The sequence below is a fragment of the Sphaerisporangium album genome, from assembly GCF_003323745.1.
In the GTDB taxonomy this organism is placed as follows: Bacteria; Actinomycetota; Actinomycetes; order Streptosporangiales; family Streptosporangiaceae; genus Sphaerisporangium; species Sphaerisporangium album.
Genome location: NZ_QOIL01000013.1, coordinates 74781 through 99442, shown reverse-complemented (window position 1 = coordinate 99442; position 24662 = coordinate 74781). Strand labels below are relative to the sequence as shown.

Annotated in this window: 23 protein-coding genes; 8 read left to right on the top strand and 15 right to left on the bottom strand. The window is 72.8% G+C overall.

Translation table 11 applies throughout. The features are described from left to right. Window positions 1-269: 269 nt before the first annotated feature. From DQ384_RS22915 to DQ384_RS22885, 7 genes are all read right to left on the bottom strand, one after another. Window positions 270-851: a TIGR03086 family metal-binding protein gene (locus DQ384_RS22915; RefSeq protein WP_114030932.1), complete on the bottom strand. Its 582-nt coding sequence runs from the start codon at window positions 849-851 to the stop codon at window positions 270-272. Window positions 852-881: 30 nt separating this feature from the next. Continuing rightward, entirely contained in the window at window positions 882-1268 is a 387-nt protein-coding gene (locus DQ384_RS22910; RefSeq protein WP_114030931.1) for a VOC family protein, read from the bottom strand. A 57-nt stretch (window positions 1269-1325) separates the two neighbouring features. Continuing rightward, a complete protein-coding gene (locus DQ384_RS22905; protein ID WP_114030930.1) occupies window positions 1326-1811 on the bottom strand; it encodes an SRPBCC family protein in 486 nt (161 codons plus the stop codon). Beyond that, window positions 1808-2164, bottom strand: coding sequence for an ArsR/SmtB family transcription factor (locus DQ384_RS22900; protein ID WP_114030929.1), 357 nt, complete (start codon window positions 2162-2164; stop codon window positions 1808-1810). Before DQ384_RS22900 ends, DQ384_RS22905 begins: the two co-directional genes overlap by 4 nt. An 85-nt stretch (window positions 2165-2249) precedes the next feature. Next, on the bottom strand, window positions 2250-3266 hold the full coding sequence (locus tag DQ384_RS22895; RefSeq protein ID WP_114030928.1) for a DUF998 domain-containing protein: 1017 nt from the start codon (window positions 3264-3266) through the stop codon (window positions 2250-2252). After that, on the bottom strand, window positions 3263-3490 hold the full coding sequence (locus DQ384_RS22890; protein WP_114030927.1) for a hypothetical protein: 228 nt from the start codon (window positions 3488-3490) through the stop codon (window positions 3263-3265). The genes DQ384_RS22895 and DQ384_RS22890 overlap by 4 nt, the downstream gene beginning before the upstream one ends. 554 nt (window positions 3491-4044) lie before the next feature. Beyond that, window positions 4045-4479 carry a pyridoxamine 5'-phosphate oxidase family protein gene (locus tag DQ384_RS22885; protein ID WP_114030926.1) on the bottom strand — a complete coding sequence of 145 codons (435 nt, stop codon included), beginning with the start codon at window positions 4477-4479 and terminating at the stop codon, window positions 4045-4047. 147 nt (window positions 4480-4626) lie between these two features. Here DQ384_RS22885 and DQ384_RS22880 point away from each other — a divergent pair, with 147 nt between their 5' ends. Continuing rightward, window positions 4627-5778 (top strand): NAD(P)/FAD-dependent oxidoreductase, encoded by a 1152-nt coding sequence (locus tag DQ384_RS22880; RefSeq protein WP_245966704.1) that lies wholly within the window; start codon window positions 4627-4629, stop codon window positions 5776-5778. Window positions 5779-6194: 416 nt separating this feature from the next. On the opposite strand, the gene DQ384_RS22875 is transcribed toward DQ384_RS22880, so the two are convergent. The 5 genes from DQ384_RS22875 to DQ384_RS22855 are packed head-to-tail and all read right to left on the bottom strand — an operon-like array spanning window position 6195 to window position 9815. After that, window positions 6195-7424 (bottom strand): molybdopterin-dependent oxidoreductase, encoded by a 1230-nt coding sequence (locus DQ384_RS22875; protein WP_114030925.1) that lies wholly within the window; start codon window positions 7422-7424, stop codon window positions 6195-6197. Beyond that, a complete protein-coding gene (locus DQ384_RS22870; protein ID WP_114030924.1) occupies window positions 7403-8041 on the bottom strand; it encodes a methyltransferase domain-containing protein in 639 nt (212 codons plus the stop codon). Before DQ384_RS22870 ends, DQ384_RS22875 begins: the two co-directional genes overlap by 22 nt. Then, window positions 8041-8703 carry a TIGR04282 family arsenosugar biosynthesis glycosyltransferase gene (locus DQ384_RS22865; RefSeq protein ID WP_114030923.1) on the bottom strand — a complete coding sequence of 221 codons (663 nt, stop codon included), beginning with the start codon at window positions 8701-8703 and terminating at the stop codon, window positions 8041-8043. Before DQ384_RS22865 ends, DQ384_RS22870 begins: the two co-directional genes overlap by 1 nt. Further along, complete coding sequence (locus tag DQ384_RS22860) at window positions 8700-9002, bottom strand: hypothetical protein (RefSeq protein WP_114030922.1); 303 nt, start codon at window positions 9000-9002, stop codon at window positions 8700-8702. Before DQ384_RS22860 ends, DQ384_RS22865 begins: the two co-directional genes overlap by 4 nt. 36 nt (window positions 9003-9038) lie before the next feature. Next, a complete protein-coding gene (locus DQ384_RS22855; protein WP_114030921.1) occupies window positions 9039-9815 on the bottom strand; it encodes a DUF998 domain-containing protein in 777 nt (258 codons plus the stop codon). A 166-nt stretch (window positions 9816-9981) separates the two neighbouring features. On the opposite strand from DQ384_RS22855, the gene DQ384_RS22850 reads away from it, so the two are divergent. From DQ384_RS22850 to DQ384_RS22835, 4 genes are all read left to right on the top strand, one after another. Then, window positions 9982-11295 carry a sensor histidine kinase gene (locus DQ384_RS22850; RefSeq protein WP_181871350.1) on the top strand — a complete coding sequence of 438 codons (1314 nt, stop codon included), beginning with the start codon at window positions 9982-9984 and terminating at the stop codon, window positions 11293-11295. After that, entirely contained in the window at window positions 11289-12047 is a 759-nt protein-coding gene (locus tag DQ384_RS22845; protein ID WP_114030919.1) for a response regulator, read from the top strand. Before DQ384_RS22850 ends, DQ384_RS22845 begins: the two co-directional genes overlap by 7 nt. Before the next feature lie 77 nt (window positions 12048-12124). Beyond that, on the top strand, window positions 12125-13648 hold the full coding sequence (locus DQ384_RS22840; protein ID WP_220183075.1) for an ABC transporter transmembrane domain-containing protein: 1524 nt from the start codon (window positions 12125-12127) through the stop codon (window positions 13646-13648). Further along, window positions 13645-15372 carry an ABC transporter ATP-binding protein gene (locus DQ384_RS22835; RefSeq protein ID WP_114030917.1) on the top strand — a complete coding sequence of 576 codons (1728 nt, stop codon included), beginning with the start codon at window positions 13645-13647 and terminating at the stop codon, window positions 15370-15372. The genes DQ384_RS22840 and DQ384_RS22835 overlap by 4 nt, the downstream gene beginning before the upstream one ends. 165 nt (window positions 15373-15537) lie before the next feature. On the opposite strand, the gene DQ384_RS22830 is transcribed toward DQ384_RS22835, so the two are convergent. Continuing rightward, window positions 15538-16002: a hypothetical protein gene (locus DQ384_RS22830; RefSeq protein ID WP_114030916.1), complete on the bottom strand. Its 465-nt coding sequence runs from the start codon at window positions 16000-16002 to the stop codon at window positions 15538-15540. A gap of 531 nt (window positions 16003-16533) precedes the next feature. Between DQ384_RS22830 and DQ384_RS22820 the strand changes: the two genes are divergently transcribed. Then, window positions 16534-17121: a snapalysin family zinc-dependent metalloprotease gene (locus tag DQ384_RS22820; protein ID WP_245966703.1), complete on the top strand. Its 588-nt coding sequence runs from the start codon at window positions 16534-16536 to the stop codon at window positions 17119-17121. A 103-nt stretch (window positions 17122-17224) separates the two neighbouring features. On the opposite strand, the gene DQ384_RS22815 is transcribed toward DQ384_RS22820, so the two are convergent. Further along, window positions 17225-17644: an ATP-binding protein gene (locus DQ384_RS22815; RefSeq protein ID WP_181871349.1), complete on the bottom strand. Its 420-nt coding sequence runs from the start codon at window positions 17642-17644 to the stop codon at window positions 17225-17227. Between the two features lie 196 nt (window positions 17645-17840). Then, window positions 17841-19109: an ROK family protein gene (locus tag DQ384_RS22810; RefSeq protein ID WP_220183074.1), complete on the bottom strand. Its 1269-nt coding sequence runs from the start codon at window positions 19107-19109 to the stop codon at window positions 17841-17843. An 883-nt stretch (window positions 19110-19992) separates the two neighbouring features. On the opposite strand from DQ384_RS22810, the gene DQ384_RS22800 reads away from it, so the two are divergent. Together DQ384_RS22800 and DQ384_RS22795 are read left to right on the top strand one after the other, a co-directional pair. Next, window positions 19993-22818 (top strand): carbohydrate-binding protein, encoded by a 2826-nt coding sequence (locus tag DQ384_RS22800; RefSeq protein ID WP_114030912.1) that lies wholly within the window; start codon window positions 19993-19995, stop codon window positions 22816-22818. A 129-nt stretch (window positions 22819-22947) separates the two neighbouring features. Next, a complete protein-coding gene (locus DQ384_RS22795) occupies window positions 22948-24651 on the top strand; it encodes a ThuA domain-containing protein (protein ID WP_114030911.1) in 1704 nt (567 codons plus the stop codon). The last annotated feature ends 11 nt before the right edge of the window (window positions 24652-24662 follow it).

Genomic DNA, 24662 nt, shown 5'->3' with positions numbered 1-24662 from the left:
GCACCCAGCCTGATCTGGCGGTAATGGGTCTCACCTCCCCGGTAGGTCCTTCACTGGAGACGCACATTACCCGAGCCGGGTCCCCGCCCGCATCTCCGGGGCCGGCGACGGCCGCAGCGCCGCCATCCCCGAGACGAACGTGAAACGCGTCCGGATCGACCGGTGGGCGATCCCCATGAACACACCGCCCCACCGGTCCTGCACATGCCTTCCGCCCCCTGGCAATGTCCTTGACCAGCGGAGACCTCGGGGCGTGACCGGCCCCGAGGTCAGCGGGGGTCGCGGCCGCCGAACGCGGCGACGCGGTCGTACAGCGGCGCGTCGCCGGGCACCTCCACCTCGGGGGCGATGTGGCCGCCGCTCGGTTCGTCACCCCGATACTCCGGCCTGATGTGCGCCCGGCCCCAGTCCAGGGCGGCCTGGCCGAGGTCGGGGTCGAGGTCGGTCGACCGGCCGGTCGCCTTCGCGATGTCCCAGGCGTGGATCACCAGCTCGGTGGTGTGCTGCCCGACCGCCCACTCGGCCGCGATCTCGCCGAAGGGCAGGCGGTGCGGGCGGTCCCGGGCGCCCGGCAGGTGCCAGGCGGCGAGCAGCTCGGCCGCCGCCCTGCGGTAGGCGCCCTCCCAGTCGTCACCGATGACGTCCACTCCCAGGTGGTCGCGCTCCCCTCCGGCGGTCACCGCGGCGAACTGGCGCACCTCGTCCACCAGGTGGTTGACCAGCGCGCGCACGTCCCAGGAGCGGCACGGGGTGGGCAGGGACGCCTGCTCGGGCCGGATCCGGGCGACGAGGTCGCCGGCCTGGTCGAGCGCGCGGGCCAGCAGGGCGATCTGGTGGTCGGAAACGGACATCCTGCGCTCCTCAGAAGGGGTGGGCGGGGCCTAGGGGAAGTGGATGCGCTGCTGGAGCACCCAGCCATTGCCGTCGGGGTCGGCGAAGTAGGCGTGTGAGACCGTCGGCCTGCCGGGCGCGGTCAGATCTTCGACCTCGCTGATCTTCACGCCGCGCCCGGCCAGCTCGGCGCGGGCGGCGTGGACGTCGGGCACGACCAGTGTGAGGCCCTGCACCGAGCCGGGTTCGGTGGCCAGGATCCCGGCGCCGAAGACGATCGAGCAGGCCGAGCCGGGCGGCGTGAGCTGCACCACGCGCATGCCCGGGCCGAGGTCGTGGTCGTGGTCGAGGGTGAAACCGGCCCGCTCGCTGTAGAAGTGCTTCGCCCGATCCACGTCGCCGACGGGGATCGGGACGGCTTCCAGTTTCCATTCCATGGTGGGTCGTCCGTTCGTGAAGCGGCGCTATCAGCCGGGATGGGTGGGGATGACGGGTCAGGCCCGCGCGCGCAGGCGATCTTCGAGGCGGTCGAAGCCCTCGGACATGCCCGCGCGCATGTCGGTTCCGAGCATCGCGTCGCGGATCTCGCGGCTGGGGTACAGCATCGTGCAGGTCATGGTCGTGACGCCGTCGTGCTCGGTCAGGACGAGCGTGTTGAGCACGTCCGGCCGGCCCTCCCACGTCTCGGTGGTGACGAGGCGCTCCGGCGGCGCGATCACCCGGTACATGCCGCTGATGGTCAGCTCGCCGCCGCCCGGGCCGCTCCAGACGAACCGGTAACCGCCGCCCGGGCGCAGGTCGATCTCGCACACGCGCATGGTCCAGTCCCTGCGGCCCATCCAGTGCGGGAGGTGCTCGGGGCTCGTCCAGGCGTCGAAGACGAGACGGCGCGGCGCGTCCAGGACGCGGGTGACGACGATCTCGCGGTCCGACGGCGTGGTGAACGTCGTGCCGCCGCCGAGCCTGTCCGGGCCGCTCATCGTCCCTCTCCCCGCTGTTCGTCCTTCTCGCGCTGTTTCAGGTGCCGCAGGTACTCGTCCAGGCGCTCGTAGCTGTCGTCCCAGAAGCGCCGGTAGCCCTCCGCCCACTCGGCGACCGCCTTCAGCGGGGTCGCCTCCAGCCGGCAGGGACGCCACTGCGCCTCGCGGCCGCGGGCGATGAGCCCGGCGCGTTCGAGCACCCGCAGATGTTTGGACACCGCGGGGCCGCTCATCGCGAACGGCGCCGAGAGGTCCTTCACCGTCGCGGGCCCTTCGGCGAGGCGGGCGAGGATCGCGCGTCGTGTGGGGTCGGCGAGCGCGGCGAAGGTGGCGCTCAGGGAGTCCGATGCCATACGTATCCAACCACTCGGTTAATTAACCATGTAGTTAAATACAGGGCTCACGCGGCGGCTGTCAAGCTGCGCAGGGCCAGGGCACTCAGAGCCGACTTCGCGCGGCGGTACGGTCGTCCGCCCGTAAGCGCCACCACGCCAGCGCGAGGATCACCACCGCGACCGTGCCGAACACCACGTCACCGGCCAGTTGCTCGCCCGCGGAGCCGGCGCCCACCTCGGGCACGTTCGGGAACGCGGCCCACACGTACGTCAGCGTCGCGCCCGCCGCCAGCGCGAAGCGGTGCCTGGGCCCCCAGCCCCGCCGCCGGGACCACCGGGACACCAGGAGCACCCCCGCGACCACCAGCACGACCCACACGGCGACGCCCGCCCACTCATGCCGGTCGTCCGGCGCCAGCACGGCGGGCCCCCACCACAGGCTGGTCGCCACCAGGGCCGCCACCCCCGCCGCCCACGCCGGAGGCGCGTCCCCCTCGGCCCCGCCGGGCCGGTCCCCCCGGAGGCGCAGCGCCGCCGCGACGAGGGCCGCGATGACGAGGCCCGCGCCCGCGAACTGCGCCGGCGAGGCGAGGAAGCGCTCCTCCGCGTAGGTCGCCCAGAACACCAGGACCGCGTCGAGGACGAACACCACGGCGACGACGGCCAGCCCGGCGCGGCCCAGCCACGGCGTGGTGTCCCGGCGGGGCACGAACGCCTCGGCGATCGCGATCGGGACGCAGATGCTCCAGATCGTGTGCAGCGACAGGATCGTCTGCACGACCGCGACGCTCGTGCCGAGCGCGGGGATGTAGGACGCGGTGTGCAGGTAGTCGTGCCCGGCGTAGGAGTCGTTCCACAGCAGCTGGTCGACCGGGCCCTCCTCGATCAGCGCGTACGCCGCGGCCAGGAGCACGATCGCCGGCCACCCGCCGCCGGTCCGGCGCGCCACCTCCCGGACCAGCAGCGCGCCCGTCCCGTACAGCAGGGCGTAGAAGGGCAGTACGACGATGCCCGAGAGGGGGACGTTGCCGAGGACGAACTCGCCGATCAGCGGCGCCAGGAAGAACAGCCCGGCCGCCGGGGCCAGGCGCCGCCACAGCGGCCCTCCGTCCGCGGTCACGACCCCGCCCGCTCGGCGGCCACGACCACGACCACGCCGAGCGCCGCGAGGATCAGGTTCGCGAAGATCTCGTGGCCGGTCAGGAAGGCGACGCGGGGGATGACGACGCGGTTGAAGAAGTTCAGCACCACGCCGAAGAAGGGCTGGACGAACAGGTGGTCGATGACCCCGCTGACACCCTGGAGGATCATGAAGAGTCCTGCGAGCTGGATGGGTTTGCGCATGCCCCGACGCTAGGAATCGCGGGCCCCGGCGCGGATCGGGCTGGGGGATCTTCATGGGCGACCGTCGTCGCCGTCTCTCGGCGCCGCCGTGGACCAAAGTCGCGACCCTCGCGACTTTCGCCCCCCGGCGCGGACGGCCCGGGCCCGCTCGACCACCGTGTCCCCCGCGCAGGGCCCGGCGGCGCCCGGAGCGCCGGAGGACGACGCCGGGGACCCGGGGACGCCGCGAGGGCGTCGTGCTCGAACGCCGGCCGCGCGCCCGGCGCCGACAGCGCGTCCACCCGGCCGGCAGGAGGACGATCGGCCACCCTCCATTCGAATTGGATCTCGCCGTGGATGGCGCTCATACCGAACCGGCCTGACGATCGGCGAATCGGCGAATGCTCATTGTCATCGCGGGCGCGGTGCGGCACGCTGCGAGCGGATCCCGGCCCGTTCGCTCCCGGCACCGGCGGGAACGCGAGGGAATGGCGCGTTCCCACAGGCACGCGCCCATGTCCCGCCCTGACGCCATCCTCGCCGGTGCCGGGTCCCCGCGAGGCCGCCTCACCGTCTCAGGGGTGGCGGATCCGGCGTCCGGTGATCTGCACGGGGCTGATCCGGATGTACAGCCGCCTCTCCCCGCCCGCCCAGGGCTCGACGGCCACGGCCTTGGCCGCCGTGAGCTCGTCCTCGGCGGCGATCCGGTGCGCGGCGCCCTGGACGAGGACGCTCCACCCCTCACGGGTCGTCGTGTCGATCCGGTCGACCTCGAACGCGACCTTGAACTCCACGCCCCGGACCCCGGTGTCGAGCTGTTCGTCCATCGGCCCGCCGAACGCGGTACGGAAGAGCACGCCGCCCTCGTGCGTCGTGTAGTTGACCGGGAGCACCAACGGCCCCGTCGCCGTGCAGAAGCCGACCCGGCCGACGCCTCCCGGGGAGATCAGCGTCATGCACTCCTCGGCGCCGAGCTCCTCCGGCACGGGCCCCCCGCCACCGTCGTCCATGTGCTCCCCCTCCGCGACGTCCTGCTGCCGGTCACACCTCGGAGAACTCCCCCCAGTCGCCCTACCCGGCCCGGACCTCCCCGCAACGCGACGATCACCGGCCCCCGGCGCGTTCCGCACGGGGTCCGGCGTGGGAGGCTGAGCCGCGTGGACGACGTCTGGGATCTGATCATCGTGGGAGGCGGTCCCGCGGGGTCCGCGGCGGCCCTGCGCGCCAAACAGCTCCGGCCGGACGCGCGGGTGCTCCTGCTGGACAAGGCGGACTTCCCTCGCGACAAGGCGTGCGGCGACGGCATCGCGGCGCACGGCCGTGACGAGCTGGCGCTGCTCGGCGTCCCCGGCCTCATCGACGACCACCGGCCGGCCCGGCGCCTGGAGGTGGTCTCCCCCGGCGGCGCCCGCGTCCACGCCACCGTCGCGCGCCCCAATTACGTCGTCCCGCGCATGGTCTTCGACGCCCGCCTCGTCGAGGCGGCCCGGGAGCGCGGCGTCGAGGTGCGCCGCCACAACGTCCGCGAAATGGACGTCCGGGGCGACCGGGTGGTGCTGGACGGCGCGACGGTCGGCCGCGTGGTGGTCGGCGCGGACGGCGCGAACTCCGTCGTGCGCCGCCTCGCCGGTCTGCCGCCGAGCCCTCCCCGGCACACCGCGATCGCCGTCCGGGGGTACGCCGACGTGCCCGCCGACGACGACGTGCAGTTCATCGCCATGCAGCGGGACGGCTGGCCCGCGTACGCCTGGTCGTTCCCGGTCGGCGACGGGACGGCCAACGTCGGGTTCGGCATGCTGCTGCCCCGGCTGCGCGCCACCGGCCTGCCCGGCCGCCAGGTGCTGCACGGCCGTCTGGCCGAGCTGCTCCCCCACCTGCCGGCCCGTGACCTGCGCGCCCACCACCTTCCCCTGTCCCCCGGGCGGCCGAGGCCGGGCGCGGGCCGCGTGCTGCTCGCCGGCGACGCCGCCGGCCTGATCAACCCGCTCACCGGTGAGGGCATCTACTACGCGCTGCTGTCCGGACGGCTGGCGGGCGAGGCGGCCGTCACCGCGCCGGGGGAACCGCTCCGCGCGTATCGGCGGGGCCTGCGCGGGGCCCTCGGACGCCACCTGCGCACCACCGACCTGCTGTCACGGGCCGCGCAGTCCCCCGGGTTCATCGACGCCGCCATCACCACCGCCGCCCGCCGCCGCGAGGTCTTCGACCTCCTGGTCGACGTCGGCCTCGGCGCCGGCACCGTCCCCCTCCCCCTGGCCTACGCCGTGACCCGACGCTGGCTGGCCGGCGCCCTCGCGAACGCGCGTTGACGCAGACGGTGCCGGAGACGGTGCCGGAGACGGTGCCGGCCCTTTCCGGTTCCGGCGCGACAGGTGCGCGACGGTGGCGGCGGCCGCGAGGGCGAGCAGGACGGCGGCGAGGTTCGCGCCGTACGGCAGGGGGAGCTGGGACGGGTTGTCCGCGCGTCCGCCCAGGCCGAGGACCATCGGCAGGGCCACCGCGGTCACCAGCCCGCCTATCACCAGTGCGTACCCGTACGGCGCCCGCGCGCGCCGGGCGAGCAGGGCTATCGCGAGGACCAGGGGCATCAGCAGCAGGTCATGGGCCAGGACGAGGCCCGCGAACCACAGCGCCCAGCCGAGCGGCTTGCTGTGCGTGGCGTCGAGGGCCAGGCCGGTGAAGCCGAGGACGATCAGCGCGCCGGCGAGCGTGTATCCGAGCGCCTTCACGCGATCACGATCCTGTGCACCCACTTGGTCTGCTGGACGCCGGGCCGGTTCGGTGCGATGAGCCGCAGCGGGTAGCCGTGGTCGAGATGGAGCGTCCGCCCGTTCACGCGCAGCGCGAGCAGGGTGAGCGGGTCGTGCCAGTGCGGCGGCCGTACCTCGCTGGTTCGGTAGCCGCCGTGGGTCTCCAGCGACTCCACGGTGAGGACGGCGTCGCCGGGCGCGCCGGCCATGGCCATGAGGTCGGCCAGCCGGACACCCGTCCAGCGCGCCGTCACGCTCCAGCCCTCCACGCAGGCGATGGGCAGCTCGACGGTGTGCTGGGGCAAGCGTGCGAGATCCGCGTAGCCGAGCTCGACCGGCGTGGCCCCGCCGGTGAGGGTCAGCCGGTAGCCCGCGTCGGCGGGGCTCACCCCCGCGGCCAGGGCGGTGCGGTTGACCGGCAGGCCCTGCGGCCCGATCGACGGGGCGCGGGGGGCCAGCACGGCCAGCCCCTGCAGCGGGGTGACCGTCTCGCCCGCCGTCGCCAGGACGGTGACCCCGCAGGCGGCGGCCACGGCCAGCAGGAAGCCGCGCCGTCCCGGTTCGACCGGCGTCACGACCGAGCGGCGCACCTTGGCCCACTCGTTGAGCACGTGGACGATCAGCGCGCCGTAGACGATGAAGGCCGTCCAGTAGTGCGCGACGGGGAACGAGAACGGCCACGGGTAGATGTAGGCGATGTTCAGCAGCCCGGTCACGAGCTGGAACAGCGCGCCCGCCACGAGCAGCAGGACGAGGCCGCGTTCGACGGCGTGGGCCACCGACCGGAAGGGCGGCCACTGCCACAGTCTGGGATAGACCGTCCACAGCTTGGCGAGCAGCAGCGGGATCGCGGCGAGGCCCCCGATGACGTGCAGCCCCTGCGTGAGGCGGTAGAGCCACACGGGGCGGGACGGCCAGTCGAGCCACGACGGCGGGTGCTGGAGGAAGTGGCTGAACAGGCCGGTGACGAAGGCCAGCGTGAACGCGCAGCCGAGCGCGATCCCGAGCCTGGCCGCCACCCCCTCCGACCGCAGGCGGCTGGTGAAACGCACCCGGTCGAACGGCGGAGGCGGCGCCGACCCCGCCAGGCCGCGAAGCCGGCGCCCCGTCCCCTCCCCGCGCCCGAACCGCCCGGCGGAGGCACCCCTCCGGCCTCCGCGGGCGAGTACGGCGACGCGGGTTCTCAGCGAAGGCTCGCGAACCATCGGCCCGCCTCCTGCCAGTGGTGGACCATGGGGAACCCGCCCGCGTGGGCGAGCCGGGCGATGTCGGTCACGGACACGCGAGCCCACCCGAACCAGCACCCGACGTCCGGACGATTCCCTCCGTCCGGGCGGCCCGGGTCCACGCGCAGCCTCACTCGGTCGACCCGGCTGGGCACGCCGGGGGGTTCTAATTCGGCGACGACCTCGCCGCCCGGGCGCAGGAGCCGGCGGGCGCGGCGCAGCAGGGCGACGGGGTCCGCGCCGATGCCGATGTTGCCGTCGGCGAGCAGCAGCGTGGCCCATCGGCCGGTGCCGGGGACCGGGGCGAACACGTCACGGCACAGGGCCGCCCCGCCCGACTCGCGGGTCAGGCGCACGGCGTGCGGGGTGACGTCGATGCCGAGCGCGGGGACGCCTCTGCGGGTGAGCGCGACGGTGAGCCGCCCCGGGCCCGAGCCGACGTCCAGGGTCGGACCGGAGCAGCGCGCCAGCATGGCGTGGTCGCCGTCGATCGGCTCCCGCCAGCGCGCGGCCCGCAACGGCTCCACCCGGCCGTCGACGTACTCCACCTCGATCGGCGCGCCGTCCAGGGACGCGGCGTAGAGGTCGCCGATCATCACGGGGCCTCGCCGATCATCGCGGGAGCACCCGTCCTCATGGCGGCGAGGGACGCCGCGAAGCGGGTTCCGGGCGCCTCGGCCGCCACCTGGAACGCGTCGGCGGCCGTGTCGACGTCCCGGAGCTCCGGGAGCAGGCCCACGCTCAGCCCGGTCTCGCGCAGGCGCCGCACCAGGGCCTCGCCGGTCACGGCGGTGGACATCGGCACGCCGAGCAGCAGGGACGGGTCGGGACGGCGCAGGCCGAGCAGCCAGAAACCGCCGTCCGCGGCCGGGCCGAACACCGCGTCGTGGCCGGCGAGCAGGTCCACCGCCTGCCGGAGCAGGTCCGGGGTGACCTGCGGGGTGTCCATGCCGATCAGGACGACGGGCAGCCGGTGGAGGCGGCAGGCGTCGTGGAAGGCCGCCGCCAGCCGCTCGTCCAGGCCGCCGCCGCGCTGCGGGATCACCGTGAACCCCCCGGGCAGCCAGGCTCCGGGCAGCCCGTCGAGCGCGAGCACCCGCTCACGGACCCGTGTCGCGGCCACGGCGCGCAGCGTGTCCTCCAGCGCGGCCGCGGCCAGACCGGCCGCCTGCCCCGGGGTGAACGGGGGCACGAGCCGCGTCTTCACCCGTCCGGCGACGGGCTCCTTGGCGATCACCACGACCTGCGCCCCGGTCATGCCGCCCCTCCCGTCCGCACCACGCCGCCTCCCACCTCGCCCATCACGCGGCGCATGTCGCGGATCGCCCGGAACGTGCCGCGTACCGTTCCCGTCACCTTGGAGCGGCCCACGCGCGGGCGGTAGGCGACCGCGGTCCCGGTGATCCGCCGGCCGTACGCCGCCGCGCGCAGCACCATCTCCAGCGGGTGGCCGAAGCGCCGGTCGATGGGGCGGTAGCCGTCGGGCATCCGTCCGAGCACCCAGGGAAGTGCCGCCTCCTCGTCGTCGAGGCACGGCAGCACCACGTCGATCATCATGGCTTCGACCGTAGACGCGAAACCGCTGATCAACCCTTACGGAGTGATGACGGGACCGACCCGGGCACCCGGCTCGGCACTGCGGTGAGATCGTGACCCAGGCCGCCTCGGGGCGGCGGCGCGCAGGACCGCCCCCGCGAGCGTGGCCAGCAGCGCGAGGTCGGCGGCCAGAGGCACGCGCTCGGTGATGCCGCTGTACTGCCGCGCGCCGAGCAGCCAGAGCGGATGATCGACGGGCACGAACGTGGCGAGGAAGGCGGCGACGCCGAGAAGGCTCGCCGCGGAGAGCGGCCGCAGGAGCGCCACCGCCGGTCGCCAGCGCGGATCGTCCCGGAATCGCCGGGCCAGCCGCAGCCCGGCCACCGGGAGGCAGACGAGCCCGGCCAGGGCGGCGTAGCGGTGCAGCGTGTCGTGCCAGACGGGCGGCGCCCCGACCGGCGTCATCGGGAAGATCGCGGCCACCACCAGAGTGCCGGCCCACCCGGCGATCAGCGCCTGGGCGAGGCGGCCGGTCGGCGCCCGGAGCCCGGCGAGCGCGAAGACGACGCAGATGGACGCGAAGGCGAGCGAGACCATGCTGAGCCCGACAAGGCGCGCCCCGGGGCCGGTGAAGATCAGCTCGCTGAAGGTGGGACGGATCAGGTCGAGGCCCCCCGGCCGGCCCAGCTCGGCGGCGACGGCGGTCGCGAGCGTGCACGCGATCCACAGGCACCCGGCGTAGGCCGCCATCCGCGCGAGACCGTGCCGTGCCGGGTCGGCGGTGACGGCGGCGTGTGGCCTGGCGGGCGAGGACGGCGGCTCTGCGGTGCTCATGCGGTAAGGCTGGGCGTCGGGAGGACTCCTCCGCGTCGGCCCGCCGGTTGATCTCCCGGCTGGTCCTCACCGGCGTCCGCGAGGCCGGTGTGCGACCTGATGGTGACGCCGAGGATCACCCTGTGGGGCGATGCCGAGGGATCCCCGGCCGGTTAGCGTGGCCGGCATGGACAGCACAGCGGCCGGGACCGGCCTCGGCGCGCTCGCCGGGCGGGCCGCACGCGCGGTGGGGTACGTGCTGGTCACCGGCCGGGACCGGGACCTGCCGCCGTCCGCCTGGGGCACCGGCCGCAGACGGTACGCCCAGAGGGTGCTGCTCGTGGTAGCGGTGGCGGCGCTGTTCACGGGCGAGGTCGGCAACGGCTACCTGCGCGAACACGGCGGGCCGCTCGTCCCCGTCGTGATCCTGCTGCACATGCTGCCCGTTCTGCTCATGCGGCGCCGGCCGTTGACCGCCTGGCGGCTCACCGTCGCGGGCACCGTGCTGACCCTGGCCGTCGCGGCGACGCTCGCCCACACGGACGGGGGGCACGCCATCGGGTCGCCTTGGACACCGGGAATGCTGCTGTACCTGCCGGTGGTGATGATGACGGTCGCGCGCGCTCCGTTGCCCTGTGACATGGCCGTCGCCGGGGTCGGCCTCGCGCTGGTCCTTCCCGCGGGGATGGCGGTGGGCGCGGGGCCGTTCTCCGGCGGCGTGGTCGCGGGGATCCTGGCGGTGGGCGCCGCCACGCTGGCCGGCCTGGGCGTCGGCCGCCAGGACCGGATCGAACAGCGGCTGGACGTGGTGAACCGGTCGGTGGCCGAGGAACAGACCAGGCGGGCCGTGCTGGAGGAGCGGGCCCGCATCGTCGGTGAGCTGCACGACATCATCGCCCACCATCTGTCCCTCATCGCGGTGCGGACGGAGACGGCGCCGTACCGGCTGGCCGCGCTGCGGTCGGCGCCGGACGACGATCCGGTGCGCGCCGAGCTGGCCGCGGTGGGCGACGCCACCCGGCAGGCGCTCGACGAGACGCGCCAGTTGCTCGGCGTGTTGCGCCGCGACGACGACGAGGTGGACCTCACGCCGCAGCCCGGCCTGGCCGACATCGAGGGCCTGGTCGCCGAGGCCGGCTCCTCCAGCGTGCCCGTCACGCTGACCGTCCGCGGCGAACCCCGCCCGGTGCCGCCCACGGTCGGCCTCGTCCTCTATCGAGTGGCGCAGGAGGCCCTCAGCAACGCGCGGCGGCACGCCCCGGGCGCGCCCGTGCGGGTCGAGCTGCGGTACACGGCGGACCGGGTGCGGGTCGAGGTGGACAACGATCCCCCGCCCCGGCGCGTCCCGCCCGCGGCCGGATCCGGGCAGGGGCTCGCGGGCATGCGGGAACGGACGGCGATCGTGCGCGGTGAGCTGAGCGCCGTGCCACGGCCGGACGGCGGGTTCACCGTCAGCGCGGCGGTCCCGGTCGGGACCGGCCACGGCGGCGCGCCATGGTGACACGGGTGTTCGTCGTCGACGACCAGGCGATGGTCCGGGAAGGATTCACGTACCTGCTGGACGCGCAACCGGACCTGTCGGTCGTGGGGACCGCCGGCGACGGTGTGGAGGCGCTCGAGAAGATCGCCGAGCTGAGCCTGCGGGGCGAGCGGCCCCATGTGGTCATGATGGACATCCGGATGCCGAGGCTGGACGGGCTGGAGGCGACCCGCCGGCTGCTGGGGCCGTCCCCGCACGACGAACCGGCGGCGGACCTCCCGGCGGAGCCGCACCCGTCCGCCGACCGGCCGCTCAGGGTGCTGATGCTGACCACCTTCGACCTCGACCAGTACGTCTACCAGGCGCTGCGCGCGGGAGCGAGCGGTTTCCTCCTCAAGGACGCCACCGCCACCGAGCTGGTCGGCGCGGTGCGCGTGGTCGCCGCGGGTGACTCCCTGCTGGCCCCGGCCGTGACCAGGCGGCTCATCGCCGACTTCGTCCGCTCCGACCGCTCCGCCCCGCCGGTGCGCCCGGAGCGGCTCGCCGACCTGACCGCGCGCGAGACGGAGGTCCTCGCACTGGTCGCCAAAGGCCTCACCAACGCGGACATCGCGGCCGAGCTCATCGTCTCCGAGCACACGGTCAAGACCCACGTCGGCCACATCCTGAGCAAGCTCCGCCTGCGCGACCGCGTCCAGGCCGTCGTCCTGGCCTACGAGACCGGCCTCGTGATCCCCGTCGTGGCGAAAGGTCTTCCCCGCTCCCGCGCGTGAGGGTCCTGCGGGCCGGCGGGCGGGCGCTCAGCGGCCGGAGTCGTTCTAAAGCCATGGTCTGGTCTAGCGTGATCGCCATGAAGGCGGCGGCTCGGTATCTGTGCCGGCTGGCCTGGGCGCAGAAGGGCCGGGTCACGCTGGGCGCGACGCTGGGCACCCTGTGGACGGTGGGCCTCACGCTCCCGCCGTACCTGCTGTCCAGGGCGATCGACGACAACCTGGCGCCCGGCTGGGTGCTGGCGCTGCTCGGCGCCGGCCTCGCCAACGCCTGGCTGGCGATGATGCGGCACCGCACGATGACCAAGATCCGGATGGACGCCAACTTCCGCACGGTGCGCGCCCTGGTGGAGCAGATCAACACTCTCGGCGCGGACCTGAACAAGCGCACCTCGGCAGGCGAGGTCGTGACGATCGGCATCGGCGACGTCATCACGATCGCCGCGTCGCTGACGGTGACAGGTCCCGGGGTGGGCGCGGTGATCAGCTACGGGGTGGTGGCGGCGCTGCTGCTGCAGGTCTCCGTGGTGCTGGCCGTGGTGGTGCTGCTCGGCGTGCCGGTGCTGGCGATCGTGCTCGGGCCGCTGCTCGGGCGGCTGATGAAGGTACAGAACGGCTACCGCGAGAGCCAGGGCAGGCTGACCACCCGGCTGGTGGACCTGATCGAGGGGCTGCGGGTGCTCAACGCGTTCGGCGGCAAGGGCGCCTACGCCGAGCGTTACCTCGCCGACTCGGCGCGCCTGCGCGAGCAGGGTTACCGGGTGGCGTCGCTGACGAGCTGGATCGGCGCGCTGGGCGCCGGGCTGCCCGCGCTGTTCCTGGCCGCAGTGACCTGGCTGGGTGCCAGGCTGGCCGCAGAAGGCACGATCACGGTGGGCGAGCTGGTCGGCGTCTACGGATATATCGCCATGCTGGTGGTTCCGGTCTCCTTCTTCATCGAGGGCAGCTTCCAGATCAGCCACGGCCTGGTCTCCGCCCGGCAGGTCACCCGCTTCCTCGCGCTGCGGCCCGGCGACCGGCCCCGCTCCCCCGGGCTGGAGGTCACGCCGGGAAGCCTTGTGGGGCTGGTCAGCGCCCGCCCCGAGGAGAGCGTGGCGCTGCTCGAGAGCCTCGGCGGGTTTGACGGCACCTCGTTGATCGCCGACCACGACGCCGCGCTGTTCGCCGGCACGCTGCGCGAGGTCCTGCAGGGCCGCGGCGCGGCCGACGACGAGACCATCCGCCGCGCCGTCACCGTCGCCGCCGCCCAGGACGTGGTCGCCGGGCTGCGCCACGGGCTGGACTCCATGATCGAGCCCGGTGGCCGCAACCTGTCGGGCGGCCAGCGCCAGCGGGTACGCCTGGCCAGGGCGCTGGTGGCCGAGCCCGAGGTGCTGCTGGCGGTGGAGCCCACCTCGGCGCTGGACGCGCACACCGAATCCCTGCTCGCGCAGCGTCTTCGTACGGCGCGCGCCGGCCGTACGACGGTCGTCGCCACCACGTCGCCGCTGCTGCTCGCCCAGGCGGACCAGGTCGTCCTGATCGAGGACGGCCGGGTGGCCGCGACGGGCACCCACCGCCACCTGCTGGAATCCAGCGACGCGTACCGGACGGTGGTGTCATGATCCGCGACCTCCCCGTCGCCGACCGCAAGCACGTACGGCAGGCGGCCCTGCGCCTGATCCGCCGCGACGTCCCCGGTTTCACCGCCACCCTCCTCCTCAACGGCCTGGCGGCGGCCGCGGCCCTGATCAGCCCGTGGCTGCTGGGCCGCATCATCGACACCATCTCCGCCGGCGGCATCATCGACCTCCTTGCCGCGATCGCCGTGGGCGGGGCGCTGCTGCAGCTCATCCTGTCCCGATACGCCGAGAAGATCGGCACCCGCTTCAGCGAGCGCACCCAGGAACACATCCGCCAGGAGCTCCTCGACCGCGTGCTCGCCCTGCCCGCCGCCACGGTCGAGCACATCCGCACCGGAGACCTGACCGCCCGCGGCACCACAGACGTTGGCGTGGTCGGGCGCACCCTGCGCGACGCCGCCCCCGCCGTACTGATCTCCGCCCTGCAGGCGCTCTTCCTCGTCGCGGCCGTCTTCCTGGTCGACCCGCTGTTGGGAGCCTGCGGTCTGCTCGCGCTCGCCGGCATCGCCGCCGCCTCCCGCTGGTACCTGCGCCGGGCCCGCGCCGCCTATCTTGAGGAGGGCGCCGCCCGCTCAGAACTGGCCGAACACCTGGCCGCCAACGCCGCCGGCGCCCGCACCATCGAAGCCCTCGGCCTCCAGGACCGGCGCACCCGCGCCGCCGAGCGGGTGATCGAGCGCAGCCGGGTCGCCCAGCTCAGAACCCTCTTCCTGCGCGGTGTCCTCTGGCCGTCGGTGGAAGTCTCCGCACTCCTCCCTCCGGTCCTGGTCCTGCTGCTCGGCGGAGTACTGCTGGACAGCGGCCAGGTCACCCTCGGCGCCGTGGTCTCGTGCGTGCTCTACTTTCGCCAGCTCCAGCAGCCCATCGAGACCATCCTCATCTGGATGGAACAGCTGCAAAGCGGCGGCGCCTCCTTCGCCCGGATCGAAGGCCTCCAGACCCCGGCGACGCAGACCCCTGTGGCCGCCCCGGACCCCCGGGACGACCTCATCGTGGCAACCGGCGTGCACTTCGCCTACGAATCCACCGACGACGTCGTCACCGGAGTGGACCTGACCGTACGGCCCGGCGAGCGCCTGGCCATCGTCGGCCCTTCGGGAGCCGGCAAGTCCACGCTCGGCAAGCTGCTGGCCGGCATCGACCGCCCCCGCCTCGGCACGGTCACCGTCGGCTCGGTCCCCGTCGCCGACCTGTCCCCCGCCCAGCTCCGCGAGCACGTCGTGCTGGTCACCCAGGAGCAGCATCTGTTCCTCGGCACCGTCCGCGACAACCTCCACCTGGCCGACCCCACGGCCGACGACAACCACTTGGAGAAGGCCCTGGCGGCGGTCGGCGCCGACTGGGTCGCCTCGCTGGACGACGAGCTCGGTTCGCGCTCCTCCGGGACCGAACTCGGCCCCGACCGTGTACAGCAGCTCGCCCTGGCCCGGGTCATCCTGGCCGACCCGCACACGGTCGTCTTGGACGAGGCAACCGCCATGCTCGACCCGCGTACGGCCCGGCGCGCCGAACGGTCGCTGGCGGCGGTGCTGGAGGGACGTACGGTGATCGCGATCGCGCACCGGCTGCATACGGCGCGGGATGCGGATCGGGTGGTGGTGATGGAGGGCGGGCGCGTGGTCGAGGTCGGCACGCATGATCAGCTGATCGCGGCCGGTGGGGTTTATGAGGCCTTGTGGAGCTCCTGGCACGGCTCACGCCCTTAGGGGGCTGGCCGACGGGCCGGGCCTGGCCGCGCGCGGCACGCTCGGCGGCGGCCCGGGCCAGGGCGCTCGGTCAGCTCGGTGTCGCCCGAGTCCGGTGTGGCCGGGTGCCCATCGCGACCGCAGAAGCCGCTGTGATCGCGATGGGCAGGGGTTGGCGACCGGCGCTTAGCCGTCGATCCGGCTGATGGTGTACATCTGCGGGGTGGCGCCGAGCTGGGCGCGCAGTTGCCGGCCGCTGCCCACGTTGGAGGCGGGCTTGTGGTCGCTGACCACCACCGGCCGTGCGTCTTGCCACCATTCGTAGTGGTCGCCGCTGCCCAGGAACCTCCACCGCTGGCTGGAGGAGCCTACGGCGCAGACGTAGCCGTCGCTGGAGTCCAGCCAGTAGCCGGCGTAGGGGCCGTCGTCGATTTTCATTCGGCAGCTCCAGCCGCCGTCCTCTTCCGCGCCGTCTACCACGCGGAAGCGCGCCTGGGCGGACCCGACGGCGCCCCAGCACAGCCACTTGGTGTCCACCAGTTGCGAAGGGTGGCCGACGGCGGACTGTGTGCCGTACGCGAAGTCCAGCCGGCTCTGGGCGTGTAGCTCCGTGCCCCGGTAGATGGAGAACCGTCCTTCCGGAAGTCCCATAGATCCCCCACTGGCTAATTTTTGTATTCGTACGAACTCAGGTAGTAGCTACCCAGGACCGGAACGGGCCGCACCCAGACCAGTGGGGCAAGTAGAGCGCTGCCTGGCCACTTCCCTACGCTCGCGTCTCATCCGGTCTCAGCGTCAGAAGAACCTCCTCGTTCACAGCAGCTTGTCGAGAGTGACGGACAGGTCGAGCACGCGCTTGCCGGTGGCGTGGCGTACGGCGTTGGCCACCGCCGCGGCGGCCCCCGTGATGCCCACCTCCCCGATCCCGAGCAGGCCCAGAGCGCCGCGCCATCGCGTTCGCCGTCGGTCATCCGCGCCGGCCGGCCTCAGCCGGCGTCTGGCCATCGGCGCGGCCGTCCCATAACACCGTGGTAGGGGAGAACTGGCGTATCCCCGGCGGGGCCCGCACGGCGTAGGTTGGCGGGAGCCCCACCCGAGGACTCCGCGGATCACCGGTGCGTCCGCGCCGGTGATCCCTTCGGCGCGCCTCGCGGTGGTCACCCCCCGACCGAGGAGACCCCGATGCGCATGTCAAGGTTCCTCCGCGCCGTCTCGACCCTGCTGCTGGGACTGGCCTTTCTCGCCACCGTGTCGCCCGCCCAGGCGTCCGAGCACACCGGCACCGGCCCGGCGGCGAGCGCGGTGCGCGTGCTGCGGTACGACGCGAGCCGGGCCGCCGAGTTCCGCACCGTGGTGGACCAGGCCGCACAGGTCTGGAACGCCAGTGTCACCAACGTCCGGCTCGTGGCCGGCACGCCCGCCGACTTCGTGGTGCTCGCCGACAACAACTGGCCCCGCGCGATGGTCACCAGCCTGGGCCGGGGCACCATCTGGATGGGCAGGCAGGCGACCGCCCAGGGCTACTACCCCCTGCGCATCGCCACCCATGAGATGGGCCACATCCTCGGCCTGCCCGACCGGCGCACCGGCCTCTGCACCGACCTGATGTCCGGTTCCAGCGCCCCGGTGAGCTGCACCAACGCCAACCCCAGCCCGGCGGAGCGCAGTGAGGTCAACGCCAACTTCGCCGGCGCCACCCCGCTGGCCGAGTTCGACCGGCTCTACGTCGACCGCGCGGACGCCGCCCGCGGCCTGGTCCCGGCACCGTAACCCGGCTCCCGGCGAAACCACCGGCGCCCCGTACCCTCGCCGGTACCGCGAGGGTACGGGCCGTCGCCGCCCCGCCGCCGAAGCCGGGAACGGGCATGGCCGGTCAGGTCAGGTGGGCCCAGATTCGGTGACCGCGTTCTCGGAAGGCTTCGTAGCCGACCTCGTCGGCCAGGGCCACGACGATGGACAGGCCTCGGCCGTATTCGTCGCCGGTCGGGCACGGTGTGCCGAACCTCGGGGTACCGTCCGAGCCGCTGTCGTAGACCGCGACGGTCACGGCCTGTCCGGAGCGGGCGACCTCGACGACGAACTCTCCCCCGGCGTGGCCGCTGCGCGTGTGCCGGACGGCGTTGCCGGCGAGCTCGGAGGCGATCAGTTCGGCGTCGTCGCGGCGCGGGCAGTCGGCGAGCAGGACGCGTACCAGCTGGCGCGCGTGCGGGATCTGGTCGGGCGTGCCGGTAAAGGCGCGGCGCCAGATCATTCCGCCGCCCTGGAAGTCGTTCATCGCATCGATCGGGTCCATGGGAATCGCCGTAGGCAGCGGAAACGGGGCGCGCGGGATGTTCCGGACTTCCAGCATCGCGTCCTCGGGGGATTGGATTAGGTGTGTCACCGAGCTCTGCCGGCACTGGCGATCCACGCGCGTGGAGGGCCGGTGGGACGTTCGATCGGGTCAGGGGATCGGAGCGGGCGGTGTTCGGACGGGGGACGGGCGAGGTTCAGACGGAGTAGACGTGGTCGCTGATGAGGCGGGCCGCACCCACGACCCCGGCGGTGTCGTTCAGTTCCGACAGGACGATGGGAAGATTGCCGGTGGCCAGGGGCAGCGACCGGCGGTAGACGACGCTCCTGATCTCCGCGAGCAGCACGTGCCCCAGCCGCGCCACCCCGCCCGCGATGATCACCAGCCCGGGGTTGAAGAAGCTGACCAGGCCCGCCAGGACCTGGCCGACACGGCGCCCGCCGTCGCGGATGAGCTGGACCGCCGCGGAGTCGCCCTGGGCGGCGGCCGCGGAGACGTCCTCGGCCGACAGCGTCCCGGTGGCCGCCAGCCGTTCCGCCAGGTACGGCGAGGCGCCCGAGCGCGCCGCGGCCTGCGCCTGGCGGGACAGGGCCGCGCCGCTGAAATAGGCTTCCAGGCAGCCGGTGTTGCCGCACGCGCACACCGGGCCGACCTCGTCGACGCGGATGTGCCCGATGTCGCCCGCGCTCCCCGACACGCCGCGATAGATCTTGCCGTCGACCACGATGCCGCAGCCGATGCCGGTGCCTATCTTGACGAGCAGGAAGTCCCCGACCTGACGGGCCAGCCCGGCGTGCAGTTCCCCGAGCGCCATGATGTTGACGTCGTTGTCCAGCATGGCCGGGCAACGGAGCTCCTGGCTGACCATCTCGCGCATCGGGTACCGGTCCCAGCCCGGCATGATCGGCGGCACGACCGGGACCCCTTCGGCGAAGCTCACCGGCCCGGGCACGCCGATCCCGGCGCCGTGGAGCTGCGTGAACACCCCCTGCTCGCGGAGCTTCCCTGCGAGGACGAGCACCCGGTCGAGCACGTGGGCCGGGCCGAACCGTATGTCGCACGGCTCGCTCACGTGCCCGAGCACGCGTAGCTCGCCGTCGGTGACGGCCACGTCGACGGAGGTCGCCCCGATGTCGATCCCCGCGAAGCGGGTGTCGCGCGACACCCGCACCAGGCCCGAACGGCGGCCGCCCCGGGAGGCCGCGAGCCCGTCGGTCTCGGCCAGCCCCAGCCCGACGAGCCGGTTGAGGGAGGCGTTGAGCTTCGAACGCGACATGGGCCAGGGATGCGGATAAGCGGGGTGCGGGTACGCGGCGCCGGCCGGCGGCGCCGGGGAGCCCGCGGAGGTGCCCGCGGCGGCGGGATCCGTGGTGAGATCCGCCAGTTCGGCCCGCGAGCGGGGCCCGTCCCGCATCAGGCGCAGCAGCGCCGCCTGGTGCGAGTCCTCCGGCCGGTTCGTCTTCACCTACCACTCCTCGAGTTGGCGCGCTCGGTGTAGGCGTTCGGGTGGAACGTACCGTCCTTTCGCCCATTCCGGGAAGGGCTTTCGGTGGCTCCCTCGCTGATTTTGTTGAAATAATCAAAAGTCGCAGAAGTGCTCGCGACTCCGACCCCTGCGCCTCGGCCGGCCGGCCCGGCCGTCGTCGCGGGCCCGCCTCGGGAGCCGGTACGCCCGGCATCGGCCGGTCGGGCGGCGCACGCGGGCCTCGGCCGCTCCACGCCCGGATCCAGGCGGAGGGTCCGGGGAAACGTTCCCGCGGCCCGGCGCTTCTCTGTGCCCGGTGATGCGAGTTTCGACTGGCGAAGCCAGACTTTCGTCTCATAATGACAAAAGCCGCGTGGAACCGACCGTAACATCTAGACAGTATGTACGTAACATTCTAGGCTCGCAGCAGAACAAGCCGTAAAGTTGGCGAAAGTTCAGGAGGTGCAGCGATTCGCGACCGCAGCACCGCACTCTTCGTCTCCTGCGCGACGAGGAGTCGCTTTCCGAGGCCGAACTGGGCTGCCGGCTCGAACCGCCGCGCGTGCGCGCGGCCGCAGAGCCGGAACGGCCGGGAGCGAACCACCTCGTCCATAGGACCAGGCACCGTGTGGCGGCGGCCGGGACAGGCACGCGTGCCGTACCGATCACCCGGGGTTCCGCGACCCCGGCTCACTCCGTATTCGCATCACCGCACCAGAAGATGACTCACAACCCCTGACATAGACCTGTTGACTCTTTCACCTCCGGCGGTACACAGTTTGTCCGAACGACGTCGCTGACGGATCCCACACCTCGCGGCGTCGTTGGCGTGATCGGCGCACGCCTGTCTGGACTCCTGCGACAGGAAGCGAGACCACCGATCATGTTACGAAAGCTCGTCTCATGGGCCGCCGTGCTCACGGCCGCCCTCAGCCTGGGCCCTCCCGCCCAGGCCGCACGGGACGCCGCGGCGCTCGCGGCGCCCGGCTACACCCAGGTGACGCTCGCCAAGGGGGTGGCGGAGACCGGTGAGCCGATGGGCCTGACCGTCCTGCCCAACCGGGGCGTCCTGCACACGTCGCGCGACGGCACGATCCGCTACACCGACGTGCTCGGCAACACCAAGGTGGCCCTCACCATCCCGGTGTACACGCACGACGAGGAGGGCCTGCAGAGCATCAAGGCCGACCCGAACTTCGCGACGAACCGCTGGGTGTACGTCTACTTCGCGCCGCCGCTGTCCACCCCGGGCGGCGACGCGCCGGCCAACGGGACGCCGGCCCAGTTCGCCCCGTTCAACGGCGTGAACCGGCTGGCCCGGTACACGGTCAACGCCGACTACACCCTCAACGCGGCCTCGGCGGTCACCATCCTGGACGTGCCCACCAGCCGCGGCATGTGCTGCCACGTGGGCGGCGACATGGACTTCGACGCGGCGGGCAACCTCTACCTGTCCACCGGCGACGACACCAACCCGTTCGAGTCCAGCGGCTACACGCCGATCGACGAGCGTGCCGACCGCAACCCCGCCTACGACGCGCAGCGCACCGCCGGCAACAGCAACGACCTGCGGGGCAAGGTCCTGCGGATCAAGCCGGGCGCGAACGGCGGCTACACCATCCCGGCGGGCAACATGTTCCCGCCCGGCACCGCGAACACCAAGCCCGAGATCTACGCGATGGGCTTCCGCAACCCGTTCCGCATGAGCGTGGACAGGGCCACCGGCACCGTCTACCTCGGTGACTACGGTCCCGACGCGGGCACCGCGAGCGCGACCCGCGGCCCGGCCGGCACGGTCTCGTTCGAGCGCATCACCCAGCCCGGCTTCTACGGCTGGCCGTACTGCTCGAACTACAACGCGCCGTACGTCGACTTCACGTTCCCGAACGGCCCCTCCGGCGCGTCGTTCAACTGCGCCGGCGGTCCGGTGAACAACTCGCCCAACAACACCGGCATCACCCAGCTCCCGGCCTCGCGCGCCGCCTGGCTGGGCTACGGCGGCGGCCAGGACCGGCAGGAGCTGTGCTGCGGCAGCCTGTCCCCGATGGGCGGCCCGGTCTACAACTACGACGCCGCGCTCAACTCGGACGTGAAGTTCCCGGCGTCGATGAGCGGCAAGGTGTTCATCGGCGAGTTCGGCCGCCGGTGGATCAAGGCGGTCACCCTGGGCGCCGGCGGCGCGGTGGGCACGATCGAGGCCTTCCCCGCCTACACCGGCACCCAGGTGATGGACCTGGAGTTCGGGCCGGACGGCGCGTTGTACGTGCTCGACTACGGCACCGGCTGGTTCGGCGGCGACGCCAACTCGGCCCTCTACAGGATCGAGTACAGCACGGGCACCGGCCGGGCGCCGATCGCGGTGGCCGCCGCCAACCCGACGTCCGGGAACGCGCCGCTCACCGTGCAGTTCAGCTCGGCCGGCACCACCGACCCGGACGGCGACCCGATCACCTACGCCTGGGACTTCCAGACCAACGGCAGCACCGACTCGACCGCGGCCAACCCGACGTTCACCTACACGGCCAACGGAACGTACACGGCGACGCTGACGGTGAGCGACAACACCGGCCGCAGCGCCACGGCGAGCGTCACGATCGACATCGGCAAGCCGACGGTCACGCTCAACCTGCCGGTCAACGGGCGGGTGTTCAGCTTCGGCGACGCGATCCCGTTCCAGATCACCGTCAACGACCCGAACGCGGGGACCGTCGACTGCAACCGGGTGAAGATCACCTACATTCTCGGCCACGACAGCCACGGTCACCCGATCACCAGCGCGACCGGGTGCTCGGGCACCATCCAGACCACCGTGGACGGTGAGCACGACTCCGCCGCGAACATCTTCGGCGTCTTCGACGCCGAGTACACCCCCGTCGGCTCGACCACGGCCGTCCACGCGCCGCAGGCCGTCCTGCAGCCGCGGACCCGCCAGGCCGAGCACTACAGCGCCCAGCAGGGTGTGACGGTCGTCGCCAAGCCGACGGCCAACGGCGGCAACGCGGTCGGGTACATCGAGAACGGGGACTGGATCTCGTTCACGCCGTACAACCTGAGCGGGGTCACCTCGTTCACGGCGCGGGTCGCGTCGGCCGGCGCCGGCGGCACGCTCACCCTGCGGGCCGGTTCGGCGACCGGGACGGTCATCGGCACGGCCACGGTCGCGCCGACCGGCGGCTGGGAGACCTGGGCCAACGTCACCGGCACCGTGACGCCGCCGTCCGGGACCCAGGCCCTGTACCTGGTCTTCACCGGCGGCGCGGGCTCGCTGTTCGACCTCGACTCGTTCTCGTTCACCAGCGGCACGGGGCCGCCCCCCACGGGGACGAACCTCGCGCTGAACAAGCCGGCGACGGCGTCCAGCGTCGAATCGGCCGCCTACCCCGCCTCGGCCGCGGTCGACGCCTCCACCACCACCCGCTGGTCCAGCGCGTTCTCCGACCCGCAGTGGATCCAGGTCGACCTCGGCGCCACCTACACCATCAACCGCGTACGCCTGGTCTGGGAAGCCGCCTACGGATCCGCCTACCAGATCCAGACCTCCCCCAACGGCACCACCTGGACCACCGCCCGGTCCATCACCGGCGGCAACGGAGGCGAGGACGACAACACCGGCCTGAACGCCTCCACCCGCTACGTCCGCATCTACGGCACCACCCGCGCCACGGCGTACGGGTACTCCCTGTTCACCTTCGAGGTCTACGGAAGCTGAGCCGAACGGCGGACCCGAAGCACCGATGAGGTCGGGCGCCCGTGCCGCGCACGGGCGCCCCTCCCCCTCGCCGTGCCCCTCACCCGCCGTGCCTCCCACCCCCCAGTGCCCGCCACGACCGGAGGATCCATGCGCAGACTTCTCGCAGGCGTGGGCGCCGCCATCGCGCTCGCCGCCTGCACGTTCTTCCCGACTGCGGCCGAAGCCGCCGACGCGCCGTACGACGTCCTCGTGTTCTCCAAGACCGCCGGATTCCGGCACGATTCCATCCCGAACGGCATCCAGGCCATCCGCGACCTCGGCGCGGCGGGCAGCTTCACCGTCACCGCCACCGAGGACGCGAACGCGTTCACCACGGCCAACCTCGCGCAGTACGAGGCCGTCGTCTTCCTCAGCACCACCGGCGACGTGCTGAACCCCACCCAGCAGACCGCGTTCGAGTCCTACATCCGCGGTGGTGGCGGCTACGTGGGCGTCCACGCCGCCGCGGACACCGAGTACGACTGGCCGTTCTACGGCCAGCTCGCCGGGGCGTGGTTCGCCAGCCACCCGGCGATCCAGCAGGTCAACTCGAAGACCGAGAACCGGGCCCACCCGGCGACCGCGCACCTGCCGCAGACCTGGACCCGCACCGACGAGCTGTACAACTACCGGACGAACCCGCGCGGCACGGCCCGCGTCCTCGCGACGCTCGACGAGTCCTCCTACTCCGGCGGCTCGATGGGCGCCGACCACCCGATCACCTGGTGCAAGACCGTCGACGGCGGGCGGTCGTTCTACACCGGCTTCGGCCACACCCAGGCGTCCTTCACGGAGGCGGGCTTCCGCAGCCAGCTGCTCGGCGGCATCCGGTACGCGGCGAAGCGCGCCCAGGCCGACTGCCGGCCCGAGACCGGGTACACCACGCTCTACAACGGCTCCACGACCGGCTGGGCGCAGTCCGGGCCGGGCAGCTTCACCAACTCCGACGCCACGCTGTCCTCCGTCGGCGGCATGGGCCTGTTCTGGTACAACGCCAAGCAGTACACCTCGTACTCGCTGAAGGCGGACTGGAAGCTCACCGGGGACAGCAACTCCGGCATCTTCGTCGGCTTCCCCAACCCGGGCAACGACCCGAACGTCGCGGTCAACCAGGGCTACGAGATCCAGATCGACGCCACCGACACGGCGGACCGCACCACGGGCTCGATCTACGGCTTCAAGTCGGCCGACCTCGCGGCGCGCGACGCCGCGCTGAACCCGCCCGGGGAGTGGAACACCTACGAGATCCTCGTCGAGGGCCAGCGCATCCGCGTGTACCTCAACGGCTCGCTGGTCAACGACTTCACCAACACCGACCCGAACCGCAACCTCGACGGGTACATCGGCATCCAGAACCACGGGGCCGCCGACCAGGTGGCGTTCCGCAACATCCGCGTCAAGGAGTCCGGGGGCACGCAGCCGGCGACCAACCTCGCGCTGAACAAGCCGGCGACGGCGTCCAGCGTCGAATCGGCCGCCTACCCCGCCTCGGCCGCGGTCGACGCCTCCACCACCACCCGCTGGTCCAGCGCGTTCTCCGACCCGCAGTGGATCCAGGTCGACCTCGGCGCCACCTACACCATCAACCGCGTACGCCTGGTCTGGGAAGCCGCCTACGGATCCGCCTACCAGATCCAGACCTCCCCCAACGGCACCACCTGGACCACCGCCCGGTCCATCACCGGCGGCAACGGAGGCGAGGACGACAACACCGGCCTGAACGCCTCCACCCGCTACGTCCGCATCTACGGCACCACCCGCGCCACGGCGTACGGGTACTCCCTGTTCACCTTCGAGGTCTACGGAAGCTGAGCCGAACGGCG